Here is a 26,587-nt window from a genome sequence, read left to right as displayed (position 1 = left end):
ATCCAGCTGTTGCCGTTGTCCTACGGCGAGGTGCTGCGCATCGGCGACGCCCGGGTGTCGTTCCACAGCGCCGGCCACGTGCTCGGCTCTGCCCAGATCCGCGTCGAGGCCGGCGGCGAGAGCTGGCTGGTGAGTGGCGACTACAAGCGCTGCGCCGACCCCAGCTGCGCCCCGTTCGAGCCGGTAACGGCCAATGTGTTCATCACCGAGGCCACCTTTGCGCTGCCGATCTACCGCTGGCAGAGCGGCGCCGCCGTGGCCGAGCAGATCCGCAGCTGGTGGCAGGCGGCGCCGGAGCGGCCCTCGCTGCTGTTCGCCTATGCCTTCGGCAAGGCCCAGCGACTGCTGGCGGAGCTCCACGCCATCGGCGTGGGCGAGGAGGTGCTGCTGCATGGAGCCGTGGACACCCTGATGCCGGCCTACCGCCAGGCCGGGGTGGCGCTGCCGCCCACTAGGCCGCTGAYGGCCCTCGACAAGGGCGAGGCCCTGGCGGGCCGGCTGGTGATCGCACCGCCCTCCGCCCACCGTTCCGCCTGGATGAAGCGGTTCAAGGCGCCCCAGACGGCCTTCGTGAGTGGCTGGATGGCGGTGCGTGGCGCCCGCCGCCGCCGGGGCTATGAGCGCGGTTTTGTGATGAGCGACCATGCCGACTGGGACGGCCTGATCCGCAGCGTGCGCGACAGCCAGGCCCAGCAGGTGTACGTGACCCACGGCAACAGTGACGGGCTGGCCCGCTACCTGCGGGAGGTGGAAGGGGTGGCGGCCGAACCCCTGGACGGCCGTTTCCAGGCGGAACGGGGCGATGAGGGGCTCAGCCTCAGTCCAGATCCTGGCTGAGCACCACCCGGTAGCGGGCCTTGCCGGAGCGCAGGTGCTCCAGGGCCTCGTTGGCACGGGACATCGGAAAGGTCTCGATCGTGGGGGCAATGCCGTGGCGAGCGGCGAATTCGAGCATGGTGGCCACCGTGGCGGGGCTACCGAGGGGGGAGCCCGAGAGCGACTTCTGGCCCTGGATCAGGGCGAAGGCGCCCAGGGCGATCGGCTCGGCCACGGCCCCCACGGTGTGCAGGCGGCCGCGGGGCTTGAGCGCCCCCATGTAGGCGCCCCAGTCGAGGCTCACGTTGGTGGTGTTGAGGATGAAATCAAAGCTGCCGGCGGCCTGGGCGAGCTCCCCGGCATCGCGAGAATTGAGGGTGCTGTGGGCACCGAGCTGCAGGGCTTCGCTGCGCTTGGCCTCGCTGCTGGTGAAGGCCACCACCTCACACCCCCAGGCCCGTAGAAACTTGAGGGCCAGATGGCCGAGGCCGCCGATGCCGATCACGCCGACGCGATCAGTGGGCAGCACGCCGCACTCCACGATCGGGTTGAACACGGTGATGCCGCCGCAGAACAGGGGGCCGGCCGAGGCCGGGTCGATGGCGTCGGGCAAGGGGGTGAGCCAGCTCCAGTGAGCCCGCACCCGGGTGGCGAAGCCGCCGTGACGGCCCACGATCGTACCCTCGGCCGTGAGGCAGAGGTTCTGGTCGCCCGAAAGGCAGTGGGAACAGCAGCCGCAGCTGCTGGAGAACCAGCCCAAGCCCACGCGATCGCCCAGCTGAAGCCGCTTGGTGTGGCTGCCGAGGGCCACCACCCGGCCCACCACCTCGTGGCCGGGTACGAAGGGGTAGCTGCTACCTCCCCAGTCGTTGTCCAGCATGGAGAGATCGCTGTGGCAGAGGCCGCAGCTCTCCACCGCCACCTCCACATGCTCTGGGCCGAGCTCAGGCGGGGTGTAGCTGAACGGCTGCAGGGGCTCGCCGGTCGCGAGGGCAGCCAGGGCCTGGATCGGAGCGCTCATGGCGGCGGTACTCAGCTCGACGGTCACGCTACGAGTGAGGCTGGCAGACCTAGCCTCACCCCCATGGGTCCTCTCTTCGCATGTTCAGGGTGCGGCGTTCGGATCGAGCGCTCGTTGCGGCTCTACCTGCAACAGAAAGGACGCTGAAGCTGCGTCTGAACCCCAGGGCAATCTGGGGGAAAGCGGCACACTGCCTGGGATTGACAGGCAGCATCAATCAGCAGCTGGTTCCGGGGGCCAGCCAGGCCTCGAGCTGGGGATCGCCATTGACCAGCCGGGCCTCGGGGTAGCTCTGGCGCAGCTCCTCGATGAGCGTGTCGGGCTGAACGGCGAGGCTGCTGGCCACCAGCCCCTGCGGTGTGGCCGCCAGCAGGATTCAGCCCAGCCAACAGGGCCGGAGCATGGCTCGTACGCTGGCGGAACGCATCGATCTAAGTGTTCCAGACCCCACCCCGTCCCAGAGACACCTGATGGCCATTGCGGGAGGCCTGCACCAGAAGCGCAAGATCGAGATCGTGAAGCTCATCGTCCCTGCCCAACCGTCTGATGTGCCGGGCCGACCCTGAGGCCTCGGCACCAGCACAGGCGGATAGACCCCGGCCATAGGCTCTGGACCCCAGGCTGATCTGATGCTGGGATGGATCCAGCGCCGATGGGGCCGTTGAAGTCGCTCGAAACCGCCCTACCGGTGCTGATCGTGGCGGTGGTGACCCAGTTGACGCTGGTGGTGCGCAGCTCCTTGGAAAACCGGAAAACAAGGCGCTTTCTGCGGGCCGATCTCGCCACTGAAGCGCGGGAGAGCCTGCGGGGGCTGGATCTCTTCCTGGCCTCCTGCAACGGGGCCGACGTCACCGATGTGAACCAGCTGGGGCCTGGACTGGCCATCGCAATTGCGCCGATCCAATGCAAGGAGGAATACGTGCGTCGGTCGGCTTCGATCAAGGAGGCACTGCCCACCCTGAGCAAGCAGGAGTTCAAAGCAGCGTCGACCCTGAAGGGGGCTTTTCGCCTGATCATCGGCTACACCGAAGCCTGCAACAACTACTTCCTGATCCTCCAGAACGCCACGATCAGCCCTGGGATCTCGGACGATGCTGTGGAGTTGCGACGTCAGATTTTCCGTGACTTCGGTGTTGAGGCCAGGCAGCAAATCAATGACCATGCCGACAAGGCCAGAACCGCGGCCAGCCTGATGCTGAAGGGCATGGACGACCAGGAACTCGAAGCCCCCGATTCGGCCACCGCTGCGGGTCGGTAGGCAGGCTCTGGACCGGCGGCCTGTGGTGCTGGACTTCGGTGTGCTGCCCCTTGCCCTGCGCGAAGGCGGGGCGGCGCCATCACAGCTGGGCAAGGACTTGATCCATGCTGGCGGGCATGGCCCCCATCGCAGTCACCATCGCCGGCTCGGACAGTGGCGGCGGTGCCGGCATTCAGGCCGATCTCAAGACCTTCTCGGCGCTGGGCGTCTACGGCGCCAGCGTGGTGACCGCCCTGACGGCACAGAACACCTGCGCGGTGACCCTGGTGGAGCCCGCCAGCCCGGCGATGATCGCCGCACAGATCACGGCGGTGTTCGCTGATCTGGATGTCCGTGCCGTGAAAATCGGCATGTTGGGTGACACCGCCACGATCAACACGGTGGCAGACCATCTGGCCGGCCATTGGGCCGGGAGTTCGCTGCCACTGGTACTTGATCCGGTGATGGTGACGACATCGGGTGATGCCCTGCTGACGCCAGACGCTGTCGCCTGCCTGCGCACACGCCTGCTGCCCGGGGCGCAGCTACTCACCCCCAACCTTCCCGAAGCGGCCGCGTTGCTGAACGCGCCGGTGGCCACCAGCGAGGTCGCGATGCTGGACCAGGCCAAGGCCCTGATCAACCTTGGCCCGCACGCAGTGCTGATCAAGGGAGGCCGGGGCGAGGGTGCCGAATGCCTGGATCTGCTGGTCACGAACAGCACCGTGCTGCGCCTGGCGGCGCCGCGTCAGGCGACCACCAACACCCATGGCACCGGCTGCACGCTCTCAGCTGCCGTTGCCGCCGGTCTGGCGCAGGGGATGGATCTGGTCACCGCCGTCAGCCGCGCCCATACCTACGTGCAAGGCGCCATCGCCGCCGCCGATGGCCTGGCTGTGGGGCATGGGCACGGACCGGTGCATCACTTCCACACCATCTGGCCTCGGGGCTGAGCTGGGAGCGGCTCAAGCGGTTCGCCAGTCCAGCCAGGGGAGCCGGGGAACGATCGCCGCCATGGAGGCCCGGTAGGCCGCGTAGTCGGGGTGAACCGCAATGAGCCTGGCCTCCTCCCGCCGCGCCTTATGGCCTAACACCACCACAAACGCAAGCAGCAACCCCAGGTGCAGCAGGCTGCCGAGCGCGATGGCGACACCCAGGGAGCAGGTGAGCAGCGATTGGTACAACGGATGCCGGCAGCGCCCGTAGGCCCCCTCCGTGACGAGAACGGCGCCCGGCATCGGCTCCGGCAAGGGGCTGAGGCTCTCGCCCAGGCTGACGGTGCCCTGGGCGCCCAGGACAAGACCCACCACCACAGTGATGCCGCCCACCACGCGCACCGCCATCGGCCAGTGGATCCCCAGGGCAGCCGGAGTAGGGGTGGGCGGTAGCCAATGGGCGCTGATCAGCAGCATCTGCGCCAGCAGGCACCATTCGCCGTGGCGGTTGTCCCGCAGGCCCTGCCAGGAGAACCCCCAAGCCTGAAGCCGTTCGCCCAGCTCAGCCCATGGCCAACCCATGCACCAGTACACGGATATGCTACTTAACGCATGGGAGCATGGCGGTGCTGGGGTGCGGCGGAGCAAGCGCGCCAATCGCCTCGATGGACTATGCCAGCGAAGAACACGAGATGCGCCACGCCCTGCGCGGCCTGCCGCAGGTTCGCCCCCTCTGCCACGGCTGGCGGCCTAAGCGACGCGGCCTCACCACGGCGGCGAATTTCGCGGGCCTAGTCGGTCCAGACTCCCTGGCCCCAGTAGCGGAAGCAACTGGTTTCCAATAGCAGCAGGTGCAGCAGGGCCTCCTGGTGACGGGGGGGTTGGTGCAGGGTGCAGGCAAAACCTGAGCCGATCCGCTCCAGGCTCAGATTGCTGCGCGGTAGGAACACCGGACCGGGGTGCTGCACCACAGCGAGGATCTCGGCTTCGTGGCCGGCGATCGGCGGCAGGGTGGGGTTGGTCATGGCGGTGATGTGGTGCCCGCGCGCTGGGCAGATCGTATGGGGTCAGGCTCAGCCCAGGGCAGCACCCGGGGGGCCATCCGGTCATGGATGAGACGGCTCCTGAACAGAGGCCCACTGATTGGCTGTTCCGGAGATTGACGAGCAAAGTCGCTGGAGCTTCTCCAGGCTTGAGTCCGCTGTGGGGGGCCAGTAGAACGGGGCCTTGGTCTGTTCTAAGCCGCCATGAACTGCTCGATCCTGGCGATCAACTCTTACCGCTGAGCGGAAGATGCTCGTATAGATGTCAACCCCTCAGGCCGGACTCCTTCTCGATGCCAAGAAGGTGTTGAGGCCGGACCTGTTCCCGCCAACCAGCTCGCCCGCCGAGGCCCGGCGGCAGGCAATGCCTGGTCACCAACGCAAGTGATCAAGAGGCTGACGATCAGGCCTTCGTGGATGCCACGTCCTACTGGCCAGATGATTGCTCTGAATGAATCGGGGCTAAATATGGACCGTCGCCGGAGGTGGCTCTTACACCACAAAGCCGCGGCCTGCCTTGATCGTGCAGGACGATGCCTTCGCGGAGCGGGACTCGATCACCATCTGCTCTCTCACCCGTGATCCCAACAGCCGCAATGGCCTCTCCAGCCATAGCTGGCTGATGCTGGACAAGCTCACCACCGTTCGCTGTGCCCGCCTCGGCAGCCGGATCGGCCAGCTCGACGGCAACCTGCTGGTGAGCCTGAATCGCTCGATCCTCGTCTTTCTTGGCCTGGCGCGCTGAGCCCGAAGTGCTTCCTGCGGCTCTTCACGGCTTGGAGGAGGGAAGCGGCGTGAAAGCCCCGTACTGGCCCGTCAGCTTTCCCCTGGCGTCGTAGGTCACCACCTCCAGCTCACCGGAGCCATCCAGCGGCATCGCCAGCTGGATCACCGCATCTCCCGTGCTGCAGGGGGAGGGCTTGAGCGTGAGCCGGGCCACACCAACCACCACATCCGTGGGCTGGCTGGGCAGCACCAGCTGATCGGGATAGCGACCCCCCCGGCCCCAGGGCAGGTGCTCCACGCTGTAGTCGCTGTCGCAGCGGCCGTTGGCCTGGTTGCCCCAGCGGATCCGATCGGGTTCCACCGTGAGCACATCGATCACCGCCCGGCCCGCCGTGCTCTGCCCCTGCCAGCGGCCCAGCAAAAAGTTGTCGGTGGCCCAGCCCTGGGGTTTGGGGATCGCCGCCTGGGCGGAATCCCACAGCACCTGCAGGGTGTACTCCCCCTCCCGGTTGAAGCGGATGCCCTCAGTGGTGTTGCTGCGCTGGTAGGTCTTGTCCTGCTCGGCGCTGGGGAAGCTGAAGGCCCAGTCGCCGAAGCGCACGTTGACGTTGCCCTGGCGCTGGCTGAACCGGCATGCCCCCTTCTCCACCGGGATCGTGTGGTCGTGGCGGCTGAGGATGCAGGTGGCTTCGGTGCTGTCCGCCAGTGCCGGTGTGGCCGATCCGGCGGCGCTGAGGGCCAGGGCCAGCGGGAGCAGGCGGGATGGGCGGATCACCACAGCAGGGACGGATCGACAGGATCAACGATTGTGGATTGGCGGCCACCGGCCCGCCACGTGTTGTTGGAGAGGGGGTGGCTGGAGCGCAACAGCAGGATCCCGGCCCCGCGGCGCGTGATCAGAGGCTCCACGATGATGCCGAGGCCGTGCTGGATGCCTCCGGCCGGCCCCGCTACAGCCTGAGCTTGACGACCGGGACCACCATCACCGGGATCTGGCGCCAGCCGCAGGGCGACGACTGCCTGGCCACCGTGGTGCAGCGCCAAAGCGAGGGCGTTCCCTACAACTACCGGGTCATCGTGATGGCCGATGGCAGCGGCTATCTCTACCTGCAGGAGGATGCGGACGACCTCACGATCGGCTGGCTGGAGCGGGACGGTTGAAGAGGTCCAGGGCCAGGGTGGTGAGCGAATCGGAGGCCGTTTCGATCACAGTCTCGTAGTCCGGCCCCCATTCAGCACTGTGCAGGGACGGCAATGACGCACCGGTTGAGCTGTGCTGCTGCCATTGCTCGGCGGGCACGCCCCCGACAAAGAAGATCAGGCTGCGGATGGAAGGATCACTGAGGCGATAGCGGCCGAAGTCTTCTCCGGCCATCGCCGGATCCACAGCGAGAATCCTGTCCTTGCCAACCCGGGAGACCATCAGCTCACGAAAGCGCTGCACCAGCTCAGGCGTGTTGTAGGTGGCGGGAGTGGATTCCTTGGTGATCGTGCCCTCCGGCGGGCGATCCTCGGGAACCCCGGAGGCGATGGCTTCACCTCTGGCAATGCGGGCCATGCCCTCCAGCAGCTGCTGCCGGATCTTCGGTTTGTAGCTGCGCACCGTGAGCTGCAGCAACGCCTCGTCTGGAATCACGTTGCGCTTGGTTCCGGCGGTGAAGCTGCCCACGGTCACCACCGCCGGCTCCAGCGGGTTGATCTCCCGGCTCACCAGAGTCTGCAGCGCCAGCACGATCCTGGCGCCCAGCACGATCGGATCCAGCGTGGTGTGGGGATAGGCGCCATGCCCACCCTTCCCCTTCACGCGAATGTCCACGGAATCCACATTGGCCAGGGCATAGCCCTCGGTCACGCCGATCACCCCCGCTGGCAGAGCAGCGCTGTTGTGAAACGCCAGCACCACATCCGGCTTCGAAAAACGCCGGAAGAGGCCAGCGTCGAGCATCATCCCGGCGCCGCGCCCCAGTTCCTCGGCCGGCTGGGCGATCATCACCAAGGTGCCCGACCAGTCAGGCCTCGCCAGGGCAAGACGGCGCAGCGTGGCCACCCAGGCCGCCATGTGGGTGTCATGCCCGCAGGCATGCATCACGCCGACAGGCTGGCCCTCCTGGTTGGTCGATCGGACCCGGGAGGCGAAGGGCCAGCCGGTGGCTTCGCTGACCGACAGCGCATCCATGTCGGTGCGGATCATCACCACCGGCCTGGGCCGTTGCGCAGCACGGCCACCACGCTGGTGCCCCCACGTTCTCGTTGACCTCGAATCCCGCGGCCCGGGCCGCGGCGGCCAGCAGCGATGCCGTGCGGTTCTCCTGGAGGCTCAGTTCGGGATTGGCATGAAGGTGCCGGTAGAGCTCCAGCACGGAACGCTGGCTCTGCGGCTCCTGGTCACCGGCAAGGCTGCCGCTGGGACACACGAGGCAGATAGAGGCCAGGACGGCCATCCAGGGGCGAAGAGTTGAAGGCAACGCTGGGCATCCCGCTGCTCGGATCATCGGCCCAGCACCAGCTGCCGGTACCGCCCCAGCGCATGCCGGTGGCAGGTGTCGGCCCGCAGGCCGATGAAGCCGTCGGGCCGCACCGACAGCAGGGTGAGGGGGCCGAGGCCCAGCCCGGAGCTCTCCTCCAGCCGTACGGTCTCCACGGCCTCCACCAGCGGTGAATCCGCCGTGTCGGCCTCCAGCTCGGCCCGCAGTGCCGCGAGTCCCGCCGGATCGGCCCGGGGGTCAGCCAGCAGCAGCAGCGTGTGGCAGAGCCGGTGGGTGAGCTGGTGCAGATGGGTGGCTCCAGCTCCGGGCGGCAGGGCGATCGTGGTGGGCAGCCGCTGGCCGGCGCCGAGGGGTGCTTCTCCGGTGCCGGCGGTGATCGCCGAGCCGGCGTAGCTCACGTTCAGCTCCGCTTCCGCCACCGCCTCCTGGCGGCAGGCCGCCGGGTCGGCCAGCGTCGCGGCGATCGCCTCATCGCGGGCGGAGCGTTCGCCGCTGCCTTCGAGCAGCTGGGCCTGGTCGGCGGCCTCGCTGCGGCGCGTGAGCTGCTCGGCCACGGGTCGGCGCTCCTGTTCATAGCTGTCGAGCAGGGCCGGCGCCGCCGCGCCGTGGTGCACCAGCGCCAGCTTCCAGGCCAGGTTGGCGGCATCCTGCAGGCCGCAGTTCATGCCGTGGCCCTTGGCGGGGGAGCACACGTGGGCGGCATCGCCGGCCACGAACACCGGCCCGACCCGGAACGTGCTCGCCACCCGGGTGTGGCAGTGGAAGCGGCTGGGGTTCTCCACGCCCTGGAAGCGGGCCGCCGGCAAGTAGCGCCGCAGCACGGCCGTGGCCTCCGCCACCAGATCGCCCTGCTCGGAAGATGGCCGCATGTAGATCCGCCAGTGCTGGCCGGGCAGGGCCGTGAGGATCAGTGGCGAGGCGTCGAGGTAGGCCGCGTTGACCTCGTAGGCGTGGGGCCAGCCCTCCACCGTGGCATCGAACACGGCCCATGAGCGTGGGATGGCATGGCCCTGGAAGCCGATGCCGCTCAGCTCGCGGGTGCTGCTGCGCAGGCCGTCGCAGCCCACCAGCCAGCGGGCCTCCACGGTGTGCTCCTGCTCGCCGCAGGCGATCGTGGCGGTCACGCCGCCGCCGTGGGGCTGAAGGCCCAGCAGCCGGCAGGAGCGGTGCACCGTGCCCCCATGGCGCTCGAGATGGCCCGTGAGGATGGATTCGGTCACCTCCTCCGAGAGGCCGAGGTTGAAGCCATAGCGGCTGCCGCTTGCGGCCAGGTCCACCTCCCCCAGCCGGCGGCCGTCGGCATGGATCAGGATGCGACGCTGGCGGCAGCCGGCGGCCAGGAAGGCCTCCTCCAGCCCCAGCGCCTCGAACAGCTCCAGCGACAGCGCATGGATCACCGTGGCGCGGTCCCAGTGCAGCGCCTCGGCGCGGGCGTCGATCAGCAGGGTGGGCACCCCGCGGCGCTGCAGCTCCGCTGCAAGCAGCAGCCCCGTGGGGCCGGCGCCCACCACGAGCACGGCGGTCTGGGTGGGAAGAGCGGGGTGCACGGATTCAGCGCAACAGGGCGGTCAGGCAAGCCCGGCGGGCAGGCTCAGGGGTGTGCACAGCACTTCGAACACCTCCGCATAGGTGCCGGTGAAGCTCATCACACCGCGGTAGCGCGCCAGCCCGAGAAAGGCCTCGTCGTAGTGAGTGGGCTCGATCTGGGACTGGTGGCAGCGGAGGGCTTCCAGCTTCCGCTCCACCGTGGCGCTGATGTCCACCGCCAGCTGATGGGTGCTGAGCGGATGCCACACCTCGTAACCGAGGATCGTGGCCGGCACGTGCGGTTCTCCCTTGGCCTCCTGGTACCAGGGCCCCGCGGCACCGGCCACGGCTGCCATCACCAGCTCGTGCACCACGCGGTGATCGGGGAAGGCGTCGCTGCTGGCATGCACGAACAGGATCTGCGGGCGCACCGCGCGGATCAGATCGATCACGTCGATCTTCTGCTCGCGCGAATACTGCGTCAGCCCATCGGGGGCCCGCAGAAACTCGACGCGCTCGGAGCCCAGCACTTCCGCGGCCCGGCGCGCTTCCTGCTCCCGGGTGGCCGCCAGGGTGGCCCGATCGATGGTGCTGCTGCCGGCCTCACCGGAGGTGACGCACCCATGCACGGCCCGCCAGCCCTGCTCGATCAGCCTGCGCACGGTGCCGCCGCAACCGATCTCGATGTCATCGGGGTGAGCGCCGAAGGCGAGGAGTGTCGTCATGCTGCAGATCTGCGCCGTTAAGGGAACGGCAGGCCCTGGGCTTCCACGTACACCGCATAGACCGACTGCCCGGCGGTGATGAACAGGCGGTTGCGCCGGCGCCCGCCGAAGCAGAGATTGGAGGCCACCTCCGGCAGGTGGATCCTGCCGATCAGCTCCCCGTCGGGTGAGAACACGGCCACGCCATCGAGGCTGGGGTCGGCCCAGCCGGAGCTCGCCCACACGTTGCCATCCAGATCACAGGTGAGGCCATCGGCCATGGCGGGGCCCATGTCGCAGAACACCCGCCCGTTGGCCAGCCGCGCCCCCTCGATCACGTCGTACACCAGGATCTGCCGAGGATGGCCCGGCTTGTGGGAAGCGCCCGTATCGGTGATGTAGAGCTTTTGGTGATCCGGGGAGAAGCAGAGGCCGTTGGGTTTCTCGATCGTGCCCGCCACCACGTTCGCTTCACCGGTTTCCGGATCGAGGCGGTAGACGTTGGCCGGCAGCTCGAACTCGGCCCGCTCACCCTCGTAGTTCACGATGATTCCATAGCCCGGATCGCTGAACCAGATGTGGCCGTCGGGGTGCACCACCAAATCGTTGGGGGCGTTCAGCCGCCGGCCCCCATAGCGATCGATCAGCACGGTGACGGAGCCATCGTGCTCGGTGCGGGTCAGCCGCCGGGTGACGTGCTCGCAGCTGATCAGGCGGCCCTGGCGGTCGCGGGTGTGGCCGTTGGCGTAGTCCGACGGGCTGCGGAAGACACTCACGCTTTCCGTGTCCTCGCACCAGCGCAGCATCCGGTTGCTGGGAATGTCGCTCCAGAGCACATAGCGCCCATCGCCGAACCACACCGGACCCTCCGTCCAGCGGGCGCCGGTGTGGATCCGCTCCACGGCGGCATTGGGGAGCACATAGCGCTGGAATGCCGGCGCGATCACCTCGATGGCCGGGTCCGGGTAGTGGACCGGCCCGCCCAGCCAGGCTCTGAGATCCGCTGCCGCCATCGCTGCTCCAAGCCCACTGTCCGTGAATGAGGCCCAGTGGTCTCCCGCCCGTTGTAGCCATGGGTCGGACATCGGCACCTGGCCTGCTCGCGGCTCCCGCACCGCTGCGAAGCTGACTGCTGAGCGCCGAGCCGGGCCCATGGCCGCCAATGCCTACGTCCTCGGTACCCATCCGGAGGAGCGGGAGCGACTGCGGCGGCAGCATGAGCTCTGGCTGCCGTCGGCCCGATCCGCGTGGCGGCGGGCCGGACTGAGGCCGGGATGGCGGGTGCTCGACCTGGGAGCCGGGTCAGGCGACTGCAGCCTGGCGCTGGCCCGTGCGGTGGGCCCCCGCGGCCATGTGCTGGCCCTGGAGCAGAGCCCTGCCTACGTGGAGGCGGCGCGGGCCGCTGCCGGTCGTGGGCAGCTGCCCTGGCTGGAAGTGCGCCAGCACGACCTGGCCGTCGACGCCCTGGCCGCGTCCGGCATCGATCTGGCCTGGAGTCGCTGGGTGGCGATGTTTCTGCCGGTGCTGGATCCCCTCCTCGCTCTGCTCAGCCGCTCCCTGCGGCCCGGTGGGCGGTTCGTGGCCCACGAATACATGCACTGGGAGACCTTCGCACTCCACCCTCATGGCGATGCCATCGGCCAGTTCGCCGCAGCCGCCATGGCCAGCTTCCGCGGAGCGGGGGGTGACCCGAACGTGAACCGTCGGCTGCCGGCCCTGCTGGCCGACCGCGGTTTCCGGATCGAAGCGCTGCGGCCGCTGCCGGTGCTGGGCCGCGCCGGCGATGCGTGGGCCCAGTGGCTGGAACGGTTCGTGAGGATCTACGGAAGGGAACTGATCCGCCAGGGCCGCTGGAGTGAAGAGCAGGCCACCCGAGCGGAGGCGGAGATGAAAGCGGCTCGGTCCGCCTCCGGCAGCTACTGGGTGGGGCCCACGGTGCTGGAACTCCAGGCCAGCGCGCCGCAGTGAGCTCCCGAACAGGTCAGCCGCAACGGCAGACCCCGTGTTACTCCACTGAACCGGTGAAAGTCCAAGATGCAATTTCCTCGAATCCTGTCCTTCGGCCGTACAGGAGAGGAACTGCTGGAGATCCTCGCCCTTCGGCCCGCCTCCCTGGAGGGCCTCCGCGTTCTTGACTGCCCGGGAGGTCCAGGCTCACTGAGCGCCGCCCTGCGACGGCACGGCGCCCATCCAACAGCCGTGGATCCTGGATATGCCCTCCCGCTCGACGAATTCGAGACATGCACCTTTCGCGACATCGAGGCCGTTGCCGATCAGATCGCCGGTGACGAGATCTTCCGGTCAGACTTTGAACAACGTCGTTACTTGGCATCAAAGTTCAAGGCTTACCAGCAATTCCTCGAGGACAGAGCCACCTATCCAGGCGATTACATCGCAGCCTCACTGCCGAACCTGCCCTTTGCCGATGAACGTTTCGACCTTGTTCTGAGCAGCAGTCTGCTGTTCTCCTATTCCCCCGCTGCCCACGGAGGGCTACTGGCAGGAGAAGGGCTGGGGCTGGAGTGGCACCGTCAGGCTTTGCGTGAACTGATGCGGGTGGCAGCGGGCGAGCTGCGTGTCTATCCCGCACACACGCAGCACGGGAGCGAGGCTGTCCTCCACCCCTATGTCAAGCCACTACTGAAAACCATCGACCCTGCCTGGACAAGCACCTTTTTTCATAGCCCATGCGATCAGGGCATCAAGGGAGCCACCGTCGGCCTTCTGTTTCGGCGTGGTGTCCCGAAGAAATAGGGGCAGCATTTCTCAGTTGTTCTGAGCCACAACAAGGTCGGTGGCCATGCAAACGAGGAGGGAGGCAGTGATGTCATGCATCACTGCCTTGGTGGGGGCGTCACAAGACTCATTGAGTAAGACATCTGGATACAGGCACCAGCCGGTCTTGGGGAAGCACCACGTTCTGCAGGGAGCGGTAGCCGCCCACGGCAAGATGGCATTCCCATCGCCCCTGCAGCTGCCCGTGCAGCCTGGAGCCCCAGCTCGCCCCCTTCCGATGCGTTTTGATCGCGTGCTCTCCTTCGGCCGCACCGGCGAAGAGCTGCTGGCGATGGTGGCCCTTGAGCCCCAACACCTGGTTGGCCTGAAGGTGCTCGACTGCCCCGGCGGGCCCGGTTCGCTCACGGCCCTGCTGCGCCGGATCGGCGCCAGGCCCACCGCCGTCGATCCCAGCTATGGCCTCCCGCCAGATGTGCTGGAAGCCCGCACCCGCGCCGACATCCAGGCAGTGGAAGACCAGATGCCGGGCGATGCCGCCTTTCGCGAGAGCTTCGATCACGCCAGTTATCTGAACGCCAAGCTGGAAGCCTTTCGCCAGTTCCAGCGCGACCGCAACGACTATCCCGCCGACTACCTGGCGGCCAGCCTGCCGTCGCTGCCGTTCGCTGATGGGAGTTTTGATCTGGTGATCAGCGGCAGCCTGCTCTTCGCCTACGCCCCCGTCAGCGACGGCGGCCTGATGCAGGAGCCCGGCCTGGGGCTGGCCTGGCACCGGCAGGCCTTTGCCGAKCTGCTGCGGGTGTGCCGCGGCGAGCTGCGCATGTACCCAGCCCACACCCTGCAGGGTGCCGAAGCCCAGCTTCATCCCTATGTGGCTGCCCTTCTGGACGACTTACCGCCGAGCTGGCAGGCGGACACTTTCCTGAGTCAGTACGACCAGGGGATCAGGGGCGAGGTGGTGGGACTGCGGCTGCAGGCACCTGCCCGGAACGCACCATCTCCGGCACCCCGCTGAGGGAGGAAGCAGGCTGTCTCAGCCCAGCTCTTGCGCCCAGGCGGCCACCTCCAGCTGGCGGCCATAGCCGCTGAAACACTGCAGAGCCATCGCGTGACGCTCGAGACTTTCGGCCATGCAGGCATCACTGAGGCAGGTCACCCGGTAGCCGCGGTCGGCCGCGTCTTTGACCGTGTGGTCGATGCACTGGTCCGTGAGGATGCCAGCCACCAGGAGCTCGTCGATGCCGAGGTTGCGAAGCAGGTAGTCCAGGATGGTGGAGCTGAAGGGTGAAGAGGAACTCTTCGGCAGCACGATCTCCCCCGCCAGCGGTGCCAGCGGCTCAATCACCTGCGCCTCCCAGGAGCCGGGCGGGAAGCCCATCCCACAGCGCTTGTAATCACGGCTGCGGTCGCGGCCATCGGCGGTGAGGTTTTCAATCACGGTGTGGATCACCTCCACCCCGGCCCCACGACATAACCCCAGCGCCCGCTGCACCTGGGGCAGGGTGCGCTCGTGAAAGAGGCGATCAAACTCAGGGCGCCGCTCCGCCTGCCCTGGCCCACAGGTGCCGTTCTGGAGGTCCACGAGCAGGAGGGCGGTGGTGGCCATGGCGCGATCCTGCCATCAGTGCCCGCGATGGTGGCGCTGCGGCGATGATTCGAGGAACTCTTCGCGCTGCCCGAGACCATGGCGATGTCCGGCTCCGGCTCCGAAACCAGCGGGGACATCACGGGGGGAGCCGTCCGAGGTCCTGGCGCCATCCCAGCCCAGGGCCTGGAACCCGCAGCCCAGGCCGCCGATCTGCTGCCCAACCTGCTGGAGCAGGGGCTGCGCCGGCTGGCCATCACCTTCGTGACCCACGGCGGCGCCGTGCTCGCCAAGGGGGTGCCGGTACAGCGGCTGGTGCAGGTGGCCCGTGCGGGGGTGGGGTTCTCGCCGGTGTCCGATGCCTTCGGAGCCACCGGTGCGATCGACCCGCTCCAGTCGCTGGCGCGCCCGGATGGCGACCTGCGGTTGGTGCCGGATCTGAGCAGCCTGAGGGCCCTGGATCTCACCAGCGGCTGGGCCTGGGCGGCCGGCGAGCGTCGCGGCCTGGATGGGCAGCCGTACGCCCTCGATCAGCGCAGCTTCTGCCGCCGGTGGCAGCAGACCCTCAGCCACCAGGGGCTGGAGACCCTGGCGGGCTTCGAGATCGAATGGATGGTGGGGCGCACCAGCCCTGACGGTGCCTGGAGACCCGCCGTGCCGGGAGGCCCCTACGGCGCCGATCGGCTGGTGGAGGGCCTCGATTACCTCGCAGCCCTCGCCGAGGCCCTGGATGGGGCCTCACTCGACTGGCTCCAGCTCCATCCCGAGTACGGCGCCGGTCAGTTCGAGCTCTCCCTGGCCCCGGCCACGCCCCTGGAGGCAGCCGACCGCCTGGTGGCCGCCCGGCTGCTGATCCAGCGGGTGAGTGAACGCTTCGGCTGGCGCTGCAGCTTCAGCCCGCTGGTATCCCCGGAGCTGGTGGGCAATGGCGGCCACCTGCACCTGAGCCTGCAGCGGCAGGGACGGCACCTGCTCGGGGGCGGCCCCGGGGTTGCTGGCCTGACCCGCGAGGGAGAAGCCCTCGTGGCGGGCCTGCTGCAGGAGCTGCCGGCCCTGCTGCCGCTGGCCTGTGCCCTGGGGGTGTCCTATCGCCGTCTGGCGCCCGGTCGCTGGGCAGCGCCGTTCCAGGTGTGGGGCGTGGAGAACCGGGAGGCGGCCCTGCGGCTGATTCCAGCCTCAGCGGCAGGGGAGCCAGCCCACCTGGAGCTGAAGGTGAGTGATCTCAGCGCCAATCCCTACCTGCTGCTGGGCGCGGTGATGGCCGTGGTCGAAGCGTCGCTGCAGACACCTCGACCGTTGCCGGCGCCCGTCTCGGGGGATCCCGGCCGCAAGGACGGGGGCACGGCGCCGCGCCTGCCCCTGGACCTGGCTGCCGCGACCGCGGCATTCGAGGCCAGCGCCTTGCTGCGGCAGGCGCTGGGTGAGCGGCTGCACAGCACCGTGGCCGAGGCCCGGCATGCCGAGATCCGCCGCTGCGAGGGGATGGAGGACCAGGCCCTGATCGCTTCCACGTGCTGCTGGCCCGTGGTCGGCTGAGCCGATGCTCCGGCGCAGGCATCTGCAGCGCCTTCAGACAATGCGCTCAAGCCCGTGCAAAGGCTGCCGGTCGATCCGCTCTCACGCTTTGGTCCCGTAACTGTGGGTGGCGGGCGGCGGAATGGTCTTCATCTCCGAAGGCAAGGTGAACCGTGGTTCTTTGCGAGCAGGAGCTACAACAACCTCGCCCCTCATGGCATCTCGCCAACAGTCTGTTGGGGCTCACCAACAGTGATGCCAACCCATGATTGATTGCACCGATCTCCGGCCGGATGACCCGTGAACCCGTTACCTGGGCCCGGATGCAGCTCCGGAAGGAGATCAGGCTAAGGAGTCGCCCAGATCAGCTACGCCTGCCTGGGCGTCGCGCTGGGACAATCGGCCCTGTTCATCACCTTGCCCTCGTTGCCGGCAATGGCCAGCGACTTTCGGGTCAGCACCGCCACCGCTGAGCAGTCGATCACCGCCTACGTCCTTGGTTATGGCTTCTCCCAGCTGTTCTGGGGGCCCCAGGCCGATCGCTTCGGGCGCCGGCCGATCGCGCTCACCGGGGTGCCCGGATCCGGGTCGTTCCTGGTGCTGCGGCTGATCCAGGGGGTGGACGCCGGCTACGACACCAGCGTGTCGCGGGCCTGCCTGCGGGATGTGCTCAGCCAGCGCTCCCTGGCCCAGGCGATGTCACTGGCGGCAATCAGCTACGCACTGGCCCTCGGCATCGCGCCGTTCCTGGGCGGCTGGATTGCCAGCGTGGCCTCCTGGCGCGCCGACTTTGCTCTGATGGCCCTCCTGGGCTCACTCGTGCTGGCTTACCTGGCCCGAGCTCTGGGGGGAAACCTTGCCCCCCAGGGTCTCCCGCCCGATCACACCGACCCGGGAGCTGGCCGTGGTGGTGCGGGACTACGCGCGCTTGCTTCGGGACCGGCGCTTTCTGTTGCCAGCCCTGATCGCCATACTCGCCACCGGCGTGGTGGCTGGCTATGCCGCAATCTCTCCCTCGCCCTGAGCGGGGCCTATCTGCTCGGTTCCTTCGGCGTGCGCCGCACGGTGGTGCGGCTCGGTCAGCAGCGTCTGCTCTGGACCGGTGTAGCCAGGATCACGACCTGGGCCATGATGATGCTCCTGCTGGGGCTGGCGGCCGCTTCGATCCCCTCTCACTGCTGGCCCCGATGCTGTTGGCGGTGGTTGGCGGCGGAATCATCACGCCGATCGGCCATGCCCTGCCGATGCAGGCCTTCCCCGCCCAGGCGGGCCAGGCCTCAGCCCTCACCGGTTTCCTGCAGCTGGAAGGAACGGCCCTGCTCGTCGGCACGGTTGTCTGGCTGCCCGACACCACCCAGGTGCCACTGGCGCTCTGCCTGCTCGTTCTTGCCCTGATGCACGCGGGCCTGGTGCTGGCCTACGCCCGGCTGAGTACTAGCCCATGACCCTGCAGTCGTGCCGCTGCCAGAGCCAGGCCCAGCAGATGCACGTGACCCAAGGCAACAGTGACGGGCTGGCCCGCTACCTGCGGGAGGTGGAAGGGGTGGCGGCCGACCCCCTGGATGGCCACTTCAGTGAAGAGCGCGGCCAGGAGGAGAGTCAGCCATGAGCACGGCATGGGCTGAAATGAAAAATCCCTGCGGTGCAAGGGCACATCGCAGGGATGAAATAGTTCAGGATCAGATCAGAACTTGTGCGCTCGCAAAGCCTCAACCGTAGAGATGTAGGTAATACAGGAAAAGTTATCAAAATACTTTTCGACCACCTTATTCTGGATGGCATCAGCCATTTCACGGCTGGATGTCAACACTTCGAATTTAATGTTGGAGAAGGTATGCGACACACTAGGCTCACCGGTTGATCGCACATTGCGGCTGCCTTCACCAGCGGCCGCAAGGATGGTGTAACCGGTAGCACCCTCTGCCTTGATGATCTTGGCGATCTTCTTGAGCAGAATTTCTTCTGTGATGATGATCAACTTAAAGACTGGCTGGCTCATGGAAAAGGACCTCAGATTGAAAGCATGGTGAACAACCTAGTATCTAGGCTTACTGGGCAAGCATGTACTCCGCAAGCCCGATGAAGAGCGGAATGCCGATAGCGATCGCTACTGGCGTTCCTATGGCAGTGGAGGCACCTAGATAGGCGGAGGGATTCGCGGTAGGAATACCCGCTCGAAGAGTCGGCGGCCCAGAGATATCAGAACTGGATGCAGCGATCACAGCCAGCACAACAGCGCCACCGATACTGAAGCCAGTGATCTTGTGAATGATCAGGCCGACGCCAAAGGCAATAAAACCATGAAGTAGAGGCGAAATGAAGGCATAGATGGCAAACCACTGGGCCACCTTGCGCAGCTCATTCATACGCTGTGCAGCCTCCATACCCATGATGATCATGAGGATCGAAAGGAAGCCGCGGAAGAGAGGATCGAAAAATCCTTCATAGACACGCTCAGGCCTGGTTAAGATGCCAAGACCAACACCAAGCAGCATCGCCGTGACAGCAGAGCTCTGTAGGCTGTCTTTGATGATCGGCCAGATTTCGACTTTCTCGGACGTGTCAGCGGATTTACGACCTGTGTAAACGCTAGCCACCACGATCGCCGTCACCAGCGCCGGGATGTCCATGAATGGATAAAGGGCAGCGCTCCAAGCCTCGTACTGGATTCCTGCCGACTCAAGCTGGGGCAGAACGGCGGCGAGGGTGGAACCACTCACAGCGCCAAAAAGTCCACCTGTTGCGATGGCATCAGTGAATTTGATGCCTGGCATCTTACCGAGAGTGTACTGAGCAATCAGTACAATCAGGATGCCGATCAGCACAGCGGCAAGGGCTGGCAGCAGAATTTCTGCAAGGTTGGAGTTGCGAATCGCAATACCTGCGCTCAAACCAATCTTCAAAAGCAAGAAGAAAGTGATGAACTTGTAAATGGCATCCGGGATTGCCAGCTGGCTACCGAATGAGGCGACAACGATGCCACCGATCAGGAAGCCTAGGGTTGGAGACTGAATCTGCTTTATGAAAAGCTCAAGAAAGTCAGACAATTCAAATCCTCTGTTGGTTTAGTGATTGAGGTCGCTGAGAAATCAGGTCGTCGTGGAAGGATTCCTGACAAGTCTGCAACCAGATTGCCTGGTTTCAGAGCTTGTCTTCAAGCCTCTACAGGTGAGTACCGGAGATGCCGTCATCGCCACAGAATGGAGCAGAACCACACTCCGTGATTTTGGAGCCCAGGGGGGGCTGCAACAACGCCAGGAAAAGTCACCATCCGTTTGAATTTCAGTCATGCGGGGGTGGGGGGAGCTCAGGAGGGAAGAYAAACCCAAGGGGTCCTCCTCGTGCTTGATTCTGAGCACGCAGACCAGAGACGTTCAACGGGCCCAAAGACAGAGCTTTTGAGCCATGCTGATTGACCAGAAGAATGCTGAGAAAGTCCTACAGGGGAAGACCCCGCCGTGTGTCTCTTCAGTGAAAGGTGGTGGTTTGACGGGAAAAGGGAATGAGGCCATGGACGGTTCGCTCCAACCCATCCAGTCAGGTTCAGATCGCGCATGGGAGCTGACGACCGCACCAGACCGTGAAGGCTGAATCCCCAGAGGGGCTAGGGGCTCTCAACAGGCAGACATGACTGGCAGCAGCAAAGGTTGGGTGACATTAATTCCATCTCAATGGGGTTGGGCGCTTGATGGACAAAGAGTTGCAAATCCTACAGATAAGCCTGGATTATCCGACAGGGTCATGGTATGGGCTTTCGACTCAGCAACGAATCCAATCCCTGTCTACAGCAGCCACCAGTTGGCCAATTCGCACCAGTGCGGACCGAGCTCTGATGGCCCAAGGCACACGTTTCCGGCGTGTTGTGAGACACAATCGCCTGTTTAGCTCGAACATGACACATGCTTCTTCTATACCAGCAATACGTTCCTGCAGTGCGGTTGGGGCGTCCCAGGTAGTGGTGTGAATCTGTAGGATCAGCACCTGCTTAGCTGGGGCTCACGGCTCACCTCCCTGAGATCTCAGCTTTGGCAATGAGTGGGCCAGTCTGTGACCCTGTTCGGAGCACAACCAACAAACCGAACACCGACCATGATCCTCACCCATCGTGGTGGCTCCGAGCTGAGCCAGTTCAAGGAGTGCGGCACCGCAGGCGCCCTGATCCCAGAGATCGTGCGCCGGGGCTTCCAAGACCTGCTGGAGGCCTGACGTCAGATTGACTCCACGTCGGGGTCTCCCAGAGAAAACCTGGCTCGATTGAGGCCGTGCTGGCACGGGATGGCGTTGTGCAGTGGGATCAACGTGCCTGCACAGCAGTAGCCGATGCGGAGCTTGTTGCCATCTGCTCCAGAACCATCCCAGCGAAGGAGAGTCACCTCCTGCCCACAGATCGGAGGGTGTCCCCTGCCAGACGCTCACTGAATCCAGCAATGAACGCCACCAGAAAGATCTTGTAAAGCTCCTGTGAGTCTAGATCGCCCAGCGGATCAACCCCTGCCGCCAGGCTGGCTGGGCCAGAAGCTGAAGCATCCATGCTCTGGACCGTGTGGTCATGGAGGCGGAAGTTAGCTGGCATGAAGTCAATCACATTTGTGGTGAGAACCATGAAGATGACAATTCCAAAAACGGCAACTATAACCGGCTTGAGTGCACCAACAACAAAGGGGTTCCTCACATTCTGTTCATCGACATGATCCAACCGAATCAAAATGCTCATGATGCTGCCCAGAGCACCGGCAAAGGCGGCAATGGCAAGGCGACGCGAATGCTTCAGCAGAACGGGATCCTGCAATGGCCCGGCCAGGGTGTCGATCCAAACGCCATACCAGTTTGACTCGGCCGGTTTGCCTGGCAGCCCTTCCTCAGCAGGCCGCAGGGGCCGAGACTCAGTTGTGGTGATGTCTTCATACAGCAGAGTAAGTCGCGAAATTGCTCGGCTGAACTCACGGTCCTTCTCGGCTTTCTCACCCAACACAAGATTGCGCTCTCTATTGAGATTTTCCAGCACTCGAATGTTTTGCTGCTGGTTCTCAACTCCAGGCTGCTGAGCGGCAGGCTGTTCAGCTTGCTCAGGTTCCACCAAAAGAGGTTTCTTTGCCAGTTCAATCGAAGGCTGGAGGGCTTCGAGGCTGGCATCGATATCTCTGTTCTGGTTATTGATGTCCAAGAGTCGCTTCACCTCCACGGTGAGATCCTGGTAATTGCCAATGAGCTCGGCTTGCCTGTTCGCCGTGTTGATCGCAGACAAGGCTCCAAGCACCGTTGTCGCCGTGGTTGTCGCCAGCAGAAATAGCACGGAGATGGTCAACGACACCCCAAGCCCCGCCAGCATCCTTCCCTGAACGGACTCCTGGCGTTGCAGTATTCTGACCCTCCTGACCAGTTTCTGCACATTCAGCACCGGCAACCATGGTCGACGCTGCTTGAAGCCAACCCATTCAAGGCGATCCTCCACCTGATCAAGGCGGCCAGACCAGAACTGGATGTGATCGCCTGAATCGGTTTTCAAACCCTTGGCAATGTCTTCCAGCTGCATGGCCAACAACAGCAGCTCCTGCATCAGGCTCTGCCGGCAACCCTTGAGGAGGTAGCGGCAGCGATACGCGGCGATGCTGAGCTGATGCAGCGCTTCGCGGTAGTCAGGCTGCTGATGCCGCTGAGCCTGCAGCGATCGCAGCAGACGCGACTCCATCGCCAGCCGCTCTGGAGCAGATCAAGGCCACTGAGTCCATACTGAAGCCGAGCACCAGGATCGTCCGGCCGTGGCACTGAGCCTTCTCTGGAGCTGCCAGCCAGGGAGATCAGCGCTTCGGCTCCGTCGAGGCTCGACACGGCCAGGGAGCGTTCATCGTCAGACACTCCCTCGAGCCCAACGAGCGACTGCCTCATCAGGGCCAGCAGGGCACTGATGCGTTTCAGGGCCTGCTCCAGCAGCGCGTCGATCTGCTGGTCGTTGCCGCTCCACTGGGCCTGCAGTGCCTCAAGCTGGGCCAGCGTGCGATCAACACGCTCTCGCACCTCCCGTTCGCTGGACTCTGAACGACCTGCACCAACGGCGCCGGCTGAAGGAGGAATCGGTTGGTCACCGGAAGAATCCATGCCGATGTCCCAAGGCCGGAGGCGAAGCTTAAGCGCGCTGCCTGGGACTGGTCGTCATCCCGGTTGGCGGGTCAGGGCCAAAACGGCATGGTTCAGGGCCTGAAACCGGTCGAGATCAGTGTGATCGGGGGGAAGCTGTTCATAGAGCTTGAGTTGCTCCAGCCGTTGCAGGGTGGTGCCACGGGCTCCCACCACATACACGTTGCGGCCCACTTCGATGGCCTCCTCCACGGCATTCTCGATCGCCAAGGCAGCGGTCAGCCCCAGATGCACCACCTCGCTGAGGTCGAAGATCACCGCATCACAGTCGCCGATGGCGTTGTGTTCCCGGTTGATCGCCTTCGCCACCCCGAAGATCATCGAACCATTGAGCTGGAACAACAGCACCCGCCCCCCGGCCGCATTGAGCAGATGCCGTTCCTCCGGCGTCAGTTCACCGGCGTCGTCACCGGTGCTCACCAGCCGCACGCCGCGGGTCTGCATGGCGCTCATCTTGTCGATGGTGAGGATGTTGGCGATGAAGATGCCCACCCCCACGGCCACCATCAGATCCACCAGCAGGGTGAGGGCGATCACCACATAGGTGATCAGGGCGCCCTTGCCGGAGAGCTTGGGGACGCGGGCGAGAAAGCCCCAGTCCACGATGTCGATGCCCACCTTGAACACGATCGCGGCCAGGACGGCCAGGGGGATCTGGGCCGCCAGGCCCGACCCCGCCAGGATCAGCACGGCCAGGATCACGGCCCGCAGCACCCCTGAAAGCCCCGTGCGTCCGCCCGCCTGGATGTTCACCACCGTGGCGGTGGTGGCCCCCGAGCCGGGCAGGGCCCCGAACAGGCCCGCCGCAATGTTGGCCACCCCCTGACCCACCAGCTCCTTGTTCGACTTGTGCTCCGTGCGGGTGAGGCTGTCGGACACCAGGCAGGTGAGCAGGCAGTCGATCGAACCGAGCATGCCCAGCAGGGCCGCATTGACCAGCACCAACTGCCAGACATCAGCCGAGAGGGCCGGCAGGGTGAACTGGGGCAGGCTGCTGGAGATCTCGCCGATGCGGCGCAACTCCACGCCGCCGAAGGCCACCAGGGAGACAATTGTGCCCACGATCAGGGCGAACAGCTGTGCGGGGATCAGACGCTTGATCCGCTCGGGCGTCAACCACAGCACCAGCAGGGTGAGCAGCGCCAGCAGGGTTTCCAAAGGCTGAATGCCCTGCAGCAGCTGGGGAAGATTGCGCAGGGTGCCCATCACCCCCCCGAGGGGCGGCTCCTGGCCAAGCAGCGGCCCGATCTGGAGCACGATCAGAATCGTGCCGATGCCGCTCATGAACCCGGAGATCACCGTGTACGGCATCTGGGTGATGTACTTCCCGAGCCGAAACACGCCGTAGAGGATCTGGAACACCCCCGAGAGCATCACCACGGTGAAGGCGATGGCCAGGGCCTCAGCCGGACTGCTCGCCCGGGTGGTGAGGGTGGCCAGCACGGCGSWGAWSRSSMSSGTNNNCAWGGGSYCGNGYGRGNCNTCSGAGAKCASSRYMGSCSKGCSSMMRWWSMGGKCCRKSAYCWSGCCSANGMWCGMTGCCGASSANCAGYSSSGCSRYCGSGYMSKSCNYCNNAGGCCACGCCAAAGGCCAGGGCCATCGGCAGGGCGATCACGGCGGCGGTGAGCCCTCCGTAGAAATCGCCCCGGATGTTGTTGCGGCCGATGTAATTGAAGATCCGGCCGGCCTTGGGGGGCGTCTGCGCCGTGGCGCTGGGAGCTGCTGTCATCAAGCCATCGCGGGGGTCTGGGGAGCCATCGAGCCGGGGGCCTGGCCATCGGGCTAGGCCTAGGGACCGGACCGCAAGGGTTCTACCCCATGGGCCAATRGCGCTTTGTTAATTCCGACGTCGGCACCAGCGTGGMGCTGAGCCCTGCCAAGGGCGGCCTGCAGCTGCTGCTGGGTCCCGATCGCCCTTCAGGCTCCTCAACTCCTTTGGGCAGCACCGGGGCCAGCGCCGCCACGCTCAGCCAGGGGCTGGGGACGCTGCAACGGCTGCGGGAGCCGGCAGCAGGGCCTCCAGGCTGAGGTCGTCGCGGCGCAGCAGCGCAAACAGGGTGCCCGCATTGCCGCGGCAGAGGCGCAACTGATCGTCGAGCACCGTGATGTCGAGCCAGGCCGGGAAGCCTGGCGTCACGCGGCGCAGCAGCTGCAGCCGGGTCTGGCCCAGGGCGGGCCCCAGCCAGCCGCCCCGCTGGAAACGCACCTCCACCCTCTGGGACGAGCTGATGGCGATGCGCGCCTCCACCGCGATCCCCCCGAGCGGGGCCAGGGGCCCCGCCGGCAGCAACAGGTTCATGGCCCTCCCCTGGGAGGGGGCCAGCAGTTGCAGGTTCTGCAGCCAGGGGGAGGCCTTGAGGTAGGGCTGGGAGCTGCTGCTCCAGCGCAGCTCCCACACCCCCTCCAACTGCTGCCGGGCTGCATCGCTCTGGAGATCGGCCGGCGAGGAGGCCTCCAGGGCCGTGATCAACGGCCGCACCTCGCCATCACGGCGGTGGGCGCTGCCCCGGGGGGCCTCCTGCAGCAGGGAGAGGAGCTGCAGCCGCTCAGAGTTGCTCATCGCAGTCGACGGCCTCCCGGAGGGCCTCTGGGGGTGTGGGGTCACGGGCCAGTGTGGCGCCATCGACCCCGAACAGGGCTGCTTCCACGGTGAGCCCCGGACCGAATCCCAGGGCCAGGCAGGGGCCTGGGCCGGGGCCTTGTCCCTGCCGCAACCGCTGCAGGATGAACAGCAGGGTGGCGGACGACATGTTGCCGAACCGGCGCAGCACCGCCCGCGACACGGCCAGGCGCTCATCATCGAGCTCGGCGCTCTGCAGCACCGCCGTGAGGATGCGGGGGCCGCCGGGATGCACGGCCCAGTGGCGAATCGCCTCGAGGCTGAGGCCCAGCCCGGCCAGCCAGCCATCCAGCCAGGGCCGCAGCTGCGCCTGGATCACTGCCGGCACCCGCGCCGAGAGCGCCATGGAGAAGCCGTGGTCCTCGATGAGCCAAGCCATCGCCCCGGCCGTGTGCGGAATCACGGTGGAGCCACTGGCCAGCAGCTGCAGACCTCCCTGCCTGGGCGCCTCCCTGCCTGGACTGCCCTGCCCCGCCACGGCCACCACGGCGGCGGCGCCGTCGGCGAACAGGGCGTTGGCCACGATGTGGTCGGGGTTCCAGCCCTCCTGCAGGTGCAGGCTGCACAGCTCCACGGCGCAGAGCAGCACGCAGGCCCGGGGATCGGCCTCCACGAAGGCCCGCGCCACCCGCAGGCCATTGAGGGCGCCGTGGCAGCCCATGAAGCCCACATGGGTGCGGGCCACGTCCGCCGCCAGGGGCAGACCGGCCACCAGAGCCAGGTCAAAGCCTGGCGCCGCAAAGCCCGTGCACGACACCGTGACCAGATGGGTGATGGCGGTGCCCGCCACCCCGGCCTCGGCCAGGGCCGCGCGGCTGGCCTGCAGTCCCAGCTCCAGCGCCGCGGGGCCATAGCGCCGCATGCGCACGGCGGTGCTGGGGTTGGGGTCGTCATCGGGGGTGATGCAGTGGCGGTTGTCCACCCCGCAGCGCTCGTAGATGCGGCGCAGCAGCCGCTGCKGGCGTGGGCTGGCCCCGCGCATCTGGGGGGCGCGGGCCAGGGCCTCGGCCTGGCTGAGCCGCAGCTCCGGCACCGCCGTGCCGAGGCCGAGCAGGGTCATCGCCACGGCGCCGCCTCCAGGGGGGAAGGCGCCGCTGGGGTGGAGATCAGCGGCGGCAGAGCGGTGTGCTGCACCCGCTGCAGCAGCGGCCCCGCCACGGACGGCAGCAGGGCGGCGGTGCGCTGCAGCGCCGCGGTGGCCGTGGGATGGCGCAGCAGCAGGGCCAGGACGCGGCAGACCGTCTGCCGGCGCGCCACCCAGTGGCGGTGCTGCTGGTGCCAGTCATCCGCGAGGGCCGGGTCCCACTCCACCAACCCCCGCCGCACCAGGGGCAGGCAGGCCAGCGCCGCGGTGAGCGCCCAGCCAATGCCCTCGCCCGTGAAGGGCTCCACATAGCCGGCGGCATCCCCGAGCAGGAGCAGGCGATGGCCGGCCAGGGGCCGGGTGCGGCGCGTCAGGGGCGCGGTGAGCTGCCAGGACTGTTCAGCGGGCTGTTCGAC

At 66.4% G+C, this 26,587-nt stretch carries 28 protein-coding genes and 2 pseudogenes; 13 read left to right on the top strand and 17 right to left on the bottom strand.

The features are described from left to right. The coding region (locus IQ216_RS01810) for a ligase-associated DNA damage response exonuclease (protein ID WP_193814082.1) at positions 1–837 on the top strand (837 nt) is incomplete at its 5' end. Here IQ216_RS01810 and IQ216_RS01805 read toward each other — a convergent pair. Together IQ216_RS01805 and IQ216_RS14380 are read right to left on the bottom strand one after the other, a co-directional pair. Then, positions 818–1,837, bottom strand: a complete 1,020-nt coding sequence (locus IQ216_RS01805) for an NAD(P)-dependent alcohol dehydrogenase (protein ID WP_193814081.1) — start codon at positions 1,835–1,837, stop codon at positions 818–820. The genes IQ216_RS01810 and IQ216_RS01805 overlap by 20 nt on opposite strands. 217 nt (positions 1,838–2,054) lie before the next feature. Continuing rightward, positions 2,055–2,183 carry a hypothetical protein gene (locus IQ216_RS14380; RefSeq protein ID WP_255510552.1) on the bottom strand — a complete coding sequence of 43 codons (129 nt, stop codon included), beginning with the start codon at positions 2,181–2,183 and terminating at the stop codon, positions 2,055–2,057. A gap of 55 nt (positions 2,184–2,238) precedes the next feature. Here IQ216_RS14380 and IQ216_RS01800 point away from each other — a divergent pair, with 55 nt between their 5' ends. The 3 genes from IQ216_RS01800 (at position 2,239) to thiD (ending at position 4,027) form a co-directional block, all read left to right on the top strand. Continuing rightward, on the top strand, positions 2,239–2,403 hold the full coding sequence (locus IQ216_RS01800; RefSeq protein WP_193814080.1) for a hypothetical protein: 165 nt from the start codon (positions 2,239–2,241) through the stop codon (positions 2,401–2,403). A gap of 71 nt (positions 2,404–2,474) precedes the next feature. Then, entirely contained in the window at positions 2,475–3,095 is a 621-nt protein-coding gene (locus tag IQ216_RS01795) for a hypothetical protein (protein ID WP_193814079.1), read from the top strand. Between the two features lie 116 nt (positions 3,096–3,211). Then, entirely contained in the window at positions 3,212–4,027 is an 816-nt protein-coding gene (gene thiD / locus IQ216_RS01790) for a bifunctional hydroxymethylpyrimidine kinase/phosphomethylpyrimidine kinase (RefSeq protein WP_193814078.1), read from the top strand. Positions 4,028–4,039: 12 nt separating this feature from the next. Here the strand turns inward: thiD and IQ216_RS01785 are convergent, their stop codons facing one another. Both IQ216_RS01785 and IQ216_RS01780 read right to left on the bottom strand, forming a co-directional pair. Then, the gene (locus IQ216_RS01785) at positions 4,040–4,591 is read right to left on the bottom strand and encodes an isoprenylcysteine carboxylmethyltransferase family protein (RefSeq protein ID WP_193814077.1); all 552 of its coding nucleotides are present in this window, start codon (positions 4,589–4,591) and stop codon (positions 4,040–4,042) included. A 209-nt stretch (positions 4,592–4,800) separates the two neighbouring features. Continuing rightward, entirely contained in the window at positions 4,801–5,034 is a 234-nt protein-coding gene (locus IQ216_RS01780) for a hypothetical protein (RefSeq protein WP_193814084.1), read from the bottom strand. Positions 5,035–5,518: 484 nt separating this feature from the next. On the opposite strand from IQ216_RS01780, the gene IQ216_RS01775 reads away from it, so the two are divergent. Continuing rightward, on the top strand, positions 5,519–5,797 hold the full coding sequence (locus IQ216_RS01775; protein WP_370566557.1) for a type II toxin-antitoxin system PemK/MazF family toxin: 279 nt from the start codon (positions 5,519–5,521) through the stop codon (positions 5,795–5,797). A gap of 24 nt (positions 5,798–5,821) precedes the next feature. On the opposite strand, the gene IQ216_RS01770 is transcribed toward IQ216_RS01775, so the two are convergent. Then, positions 5,822–6,553, bottom strand: a complete 732-nt coding sequence (locus IQ216_RS01770; protein ID WP_193814076.1) for a hypothetical protein — start codon at positions 6,551–6,553, stop codon at positions 5,822–5,824. 77 nt (positions 6,554–6,630) lie between these two features. Between IQ216_RS01770 and IQ216_RS01765 the strand changes: the two genes are divergently transcribed. Continuing rightward, on the top strand, positions 6,631–6,939 hold the full coding sequence (locus IQ216_RS01765) for a hypothetical protein (RefSeq protein ID WP_193814075.1): 309 nt from the start codon (positions 6,631–6,633) through the stop codon (positions 6,937–6,939). Here the strand turns inward: IQ216_RS01765 and IQ216_RS01760 are convergent. The 4 genes from IQ216_RS01760 to IQ216_RS01745 all read right to left on the bottom strand — a co-directional run bounded on the left by IQ216_RS01760 (position 6,908) and on the right by IQ216_RS01745 (position 11,508). Continuing rightward, the gene (locus IQ216_RS01760) at positions 6,908–7,969 is read right to left on the bottom strand and encodes an amidohydrolase (RefSeq protein WP_228007010.1); all 1,062 of its coding nucleotides are present in this window, start codon (positions 7,967–7,969) and stop codon (positions 6,908–6,910) included. The two genes, IQ216_RS01765 and IQ216_RS01760, sit on opposite strands and share 32 nt — an antisense overlap. A 297-nt stretch (positions 7,970–8,266) precedes the next feature. Next, on the bottom strand, positions 8,267–9,811 hold the full coding sequence (locus tag IQ216_RS01755; RefSeq protein WP_193814074.1) for an FAD-dependent monooxygenase: 1,545 nt from the start codon (positions 9,809–9,811) through the stop codon (positions 8,267–8,269). 21 nt (positions 9,812–9,832) lie between these two features. Further along, positions 9,833–10,516: a PIG-L deacetylase family protein gene (locus tag IQ216_RS01750; protein ID WP_193814073.1), complete on the bottom strand. Its 684-nt coding sequence runs from the start codon at positions 10,514–10,516 to the stop codon at positions 9,833–9,835. A gap of 17 nt (positions 10,517–10,533) precedes the next feature. Beyond that, positions 10,534–11,508 carry an SMP-30/gluconolactonase/LRE family protein gene (locus IQ216_RS01745; protein ID WP_193814072.1) on the bottom strand — a complete coding sequence of 325 codons (975 nt, stop codon included), beginning with the start codon at positions 11,506–11,508 and terminating at the stop codon, positions 10,534–10,536. A gap of 139 nt (positions 11,509–11,647) precedes the next feature. Between IQ216_RS01745 and IQ216_RS01740 the strand changes: the two genes are divergently transcribed. From IQ216_RS01740 to IQ216_RS01730, 3 genes are all read left to right on the top strand, one after another. Continuing rightward, complete coding sequence (locus tag IQ216_RS01740; RefSeq protein WP_193814071.1) at positions 11,648–12,463, top strand: methyltransferase domain-containing protein; 816 nt, start codon at positions 11,648–11,650, stop codon at positions 12,461–12,463. A gap of 66 nt (positions 12,464–12,529) precedes the next feature. Then, positions 12,530–13,249, top strand: a complete 720-nt coding sequence (locus IQ216_RS01735) for a hypothetical protein (RefSeq protein ID WP_193814070.1) — start codon at positions 12,530–12,532, stop codon at positions 13,247–13,249. A gap of 259 nt (positions 13,250–13,508) precedes the next feature. Next, positions 13,509–14,246, top strand: a complete 738-nt coding sequence (locus IQ216_RS01730) for a class I SAM-dependent methyltransferase (RefSeq protein ID WP_193814069.1) — start codon at positions 13,509–13,511, stop codon at positions 14,244–14,246. 18 nt (positions 14,247–14,264) lie between these two features. On the opposite strand, the gene IQ216_RS01725 is transcribed toward IQ216_RS01730, so the two are convergent. Beyond that, positions 14,265–14,837: a cysteine hydrolase family protein gene (locus IQ216_RS01725; protein WP_193814068.1), complete on the bottom strand. Its 573-nt coding sequence runs from the start codon at positions 14,835–14,837 to the stop codon at positions 14,265–14,267. Between the two features lie 78 nt (positions 14,838–14,915). Between IQ216_RS01725 and IQ216_RS01720 the strand changes: the two genes are divergently transcribed. From IQ216_RS01720 to IQ216_RS01710, 4 genes and pseudogenes are all read left to right on the top strand, one after another. Further along, positions 14,916–16,352, top strand: coding sequence for a glutamine synthetase (locus tag IQ216_RS01720; RefSeq protein WP_228007009.1), 1,437 nt, complete (start codon positions 14,916–14,918; stop codon positions 16,350–16,352). Positions 16,353–16,766: 414 nt separating this feature from the next. Then, positions 16,767–17,384, top strand: a pseudogene (locus tag IQ216_RS14610) (MFS transporter); the annotation flags it as partial. 140 nt (positions 17,385–17,524) lie between these two features. Next, positions 17,525–17,776, top strand: a complete 252-nt coding sequence (locus IQ216_RS14030; RefSeq protein WP_228007007.1) for a hypothetical protein — start codon at positions 17,525–17,527, stop codon at positions 17,774–17,776. After that, positions 17,773–17,940, top strand: a complete 168-nt coding sequence (locus IQ216_RS01710; RefSeq protein ID WP_193814066.1) for a hypothetical protein — start codon at positions 17,773–17,775, stop codon at positions 17,938–17,940. Before IQ216_RS14030 ends, IQ216_RS01710 begins: the two co-directional genes overlap by 4 nt. Positions 17,941–18,015: 75 nt before the next feature. Here IQ216_RS01710 and IQ216_RS01705 read toward each other — a convergent pair whose 3' ends face one another. The 7 genes and pseudogenes from IQ216_RS01705 to IQ216_RS01675 all read right to left on the bottom strand — a co-directional run. Beyond that, on the bottom strand, positions 18,016–18,330 hold the full coding sequence (locus tag IQ216_RS01705) for a hypothetical protein (protein WP_193814065.1): 315 nt from the start codon (positions 18,328–18,330) through the stop codon (positions 18,016–18,018). Between the two features lie 49 nt (positions 18,331–18,379). Next, complete coding sequence (locus tag IQ216_RS01700; protein WP_186699450.1) at positions 18,380–19,378, bottom strand: sodium-dependent bicarbonate transport family permease; 999 nt, start codon at positions 19,376–19,378, stop codon at positions 18,380–18,382. A 1,322-nt stretch (positions 19,379–20,700) separates the two neighbouring features. Continuing rightward, positions 20,701–22,020 (bottom strand): hypothetical protein, encoded by a 1,320-nt coding sequence (locus IQ216_RS01695; protein WP_193814064.1) that lies wholly within the window; start codon positions 22,018–22,020, stop codon positions 20,701–20,703. A gap of 461 nt (positions 22,021–22,481) precedes the next feature. Further along, positions 22,482–24,196, bottom strand: a pseudogene (locus IQ216_RS01690) (SulP family inorganic anion transporter). Between the two features lie 237 nt (positions 24,197–24,433). Continuing rightward, the gene (locus IQ216_RS01685; protein WP_193814063.1) at positions 24,434–25,027 is read right to left on the bottom strand and encodes a PAP/fibrillin family protein; all 594 of its coding nucleotides are present in this window, start codon (positions 25,025–25,027) and stop codon (positions 24,434–24,436) included. Then, on the bottom strand, positions 25,014–26,153 hold the full coding sequence (locus IQ216_RS01680; RefSeq protein ID WP_193814062.1) for a type III polyketide synthase: 1,140 nt from the start codon (positions 26,151–26,153) through the stop codon (positions 25,014–25,016). The genes IQ216_RS01685 and IQ216_RS01680 overlap by 14 nt, the downstream gene beginning before the upstream one ends. Further along, positions 26,144–26,587: NAD(P)/FAD-dependent oxidoreductase (locus IQ216_RS01675; protein WP_370566556.1), on the bottom strand; the 444-nt coding region annotated here is incomplete at its 5' end. The genes IQ216_RS01675 and IQ216_RS01680, both read right to left, overlap by 10 nt.

Origin of the sequence: Cyanobium sp. LEGE 06143 (assembly GCF_015207535.1) — a bacterium.
GTDB lineage: Bacteria > Cyanobacteriota > Cyanobacteriia > PCC-6307 > Cyanobiaceae > NIES-981.
This window is presented reverse-complemented; position numbering and strand designations above follow the sequence as displayed.

Coding starts and splice junctions, on each gene's coding strand:
- IQ216_RS01685 (WP_193814063.1), bottom strand. CDS start 25,027: ATGAGCAACTCTGAGCGGCTGCAGCTCCTCTCCCTGCTGCAGGAGGCC.
- IQ216_RS01720 (WP_228007009.1), top strand. CDS start 14,916: ATGGCGATGTCCGGCTCCGGCTCCGAAACCAGCGGGGACATCACGGGG.
- thiD (WP_193814078.1), top strand. CDS start 3,212: ATGGCCCCCATCGCAGTCACCATCGCCGGCTCGGACAGTGGCGGCGGT.
- IQ216_RS01740 (WP_193814071.1), top strand. CDS start 11,648: ATGGCCGCCAATGCCTACGTCCTCGGTACCCATCCGGAGGAGCGGGAG.
- IQ216_RS01745 (WP_193814072.1), bottom strand. CDS start 11,508: ATGGCGGCAGCGGATCTCAGAGCCTGGCTGGGCGGGCCGGTCCACTAC.
- IQ216_RS01785 (WP_193814077.1), bottom strand. CDS start 4,591: ATGGGTTGGCCATGGGCTGAGCTGGGCGAACGGCTTCAGGCTTGGGGG.
- IQ216_RS01780 (WP_193814084.1), bottom strand. CDS start 5,034: ATGACCAACCCCACCCTGCCGCCGATCGCCGGCCACGAAGCCGAGATC.
- IQ216_RS01735 (WP_193814070.1), top strand. CDS start 12,530: ATGCAATTTCCTCGAATCCTGTCCTTCGGCCGTACAGGAGAGGAACTG.
- IQ216_RS01750 (WP_193814073.1), bottom strand. CDS start 10,516: ATGACGACACTCCTCGCCTTCGGCGCTCACCCCGATGACATCGAGATC.
- IQ216_RS01725 (WP_193814068.1), bottom strand. CDS start 14,837: ATGGCCACCACCGCCCTCCTGCTCGTGGACCTCCAGAACGGCACCTGT.
- IQ216_RS01710 (WP_193814066.1), top strand. CDS start 17,773: ATGACCCTGCAGTCGTGCCGCTGCCAGAGCCAGGCCCAGCAGATGCAC.
- IQ216_RS01705 (WP_193814065.1), bottom strand. CDS start 18,330: ATGAGCCAGCCAGTCTTTAAGTTGATCATCATCACAGAAGAAATTCTG.
- IQ216_RS01760 (WP_228007010.1), bottom strand. CDS start 7,969: ATGATCCGCACCGACATGGATGCGCTGTCGGTCAGCGAAGCCACCGGC.
- IQ216_RS01800 (WP_193814080.1), top strand. CDS start 2,239: ATGGCTCGTACGCTGGCGGAACGCATCGATCTAAGTGTTCCAGACCCC.
- IQ216_RS01805 (WP_193814081.1), bottom strand. CDS start 1,837: ATGAGCGCTCCGATCCAGGCCCTGGCTGCCCTCGCGACCGGCGAGCCC.
- IQ216_RS01695 (WP_193814064.1), bottom strand. CDS start 22,020: ATGGAGTCGCGTCTGCTGCGATCGCTGCAGGCTCAGCGGCATCAGCAG.
- IQ216_RS01795 (WP_193814079.1), top strand. CDS start 2,475: ATGGATCCAGCGCCGATGGGGCCGTTGAAGTCGCTCGAAACCGCCCTA.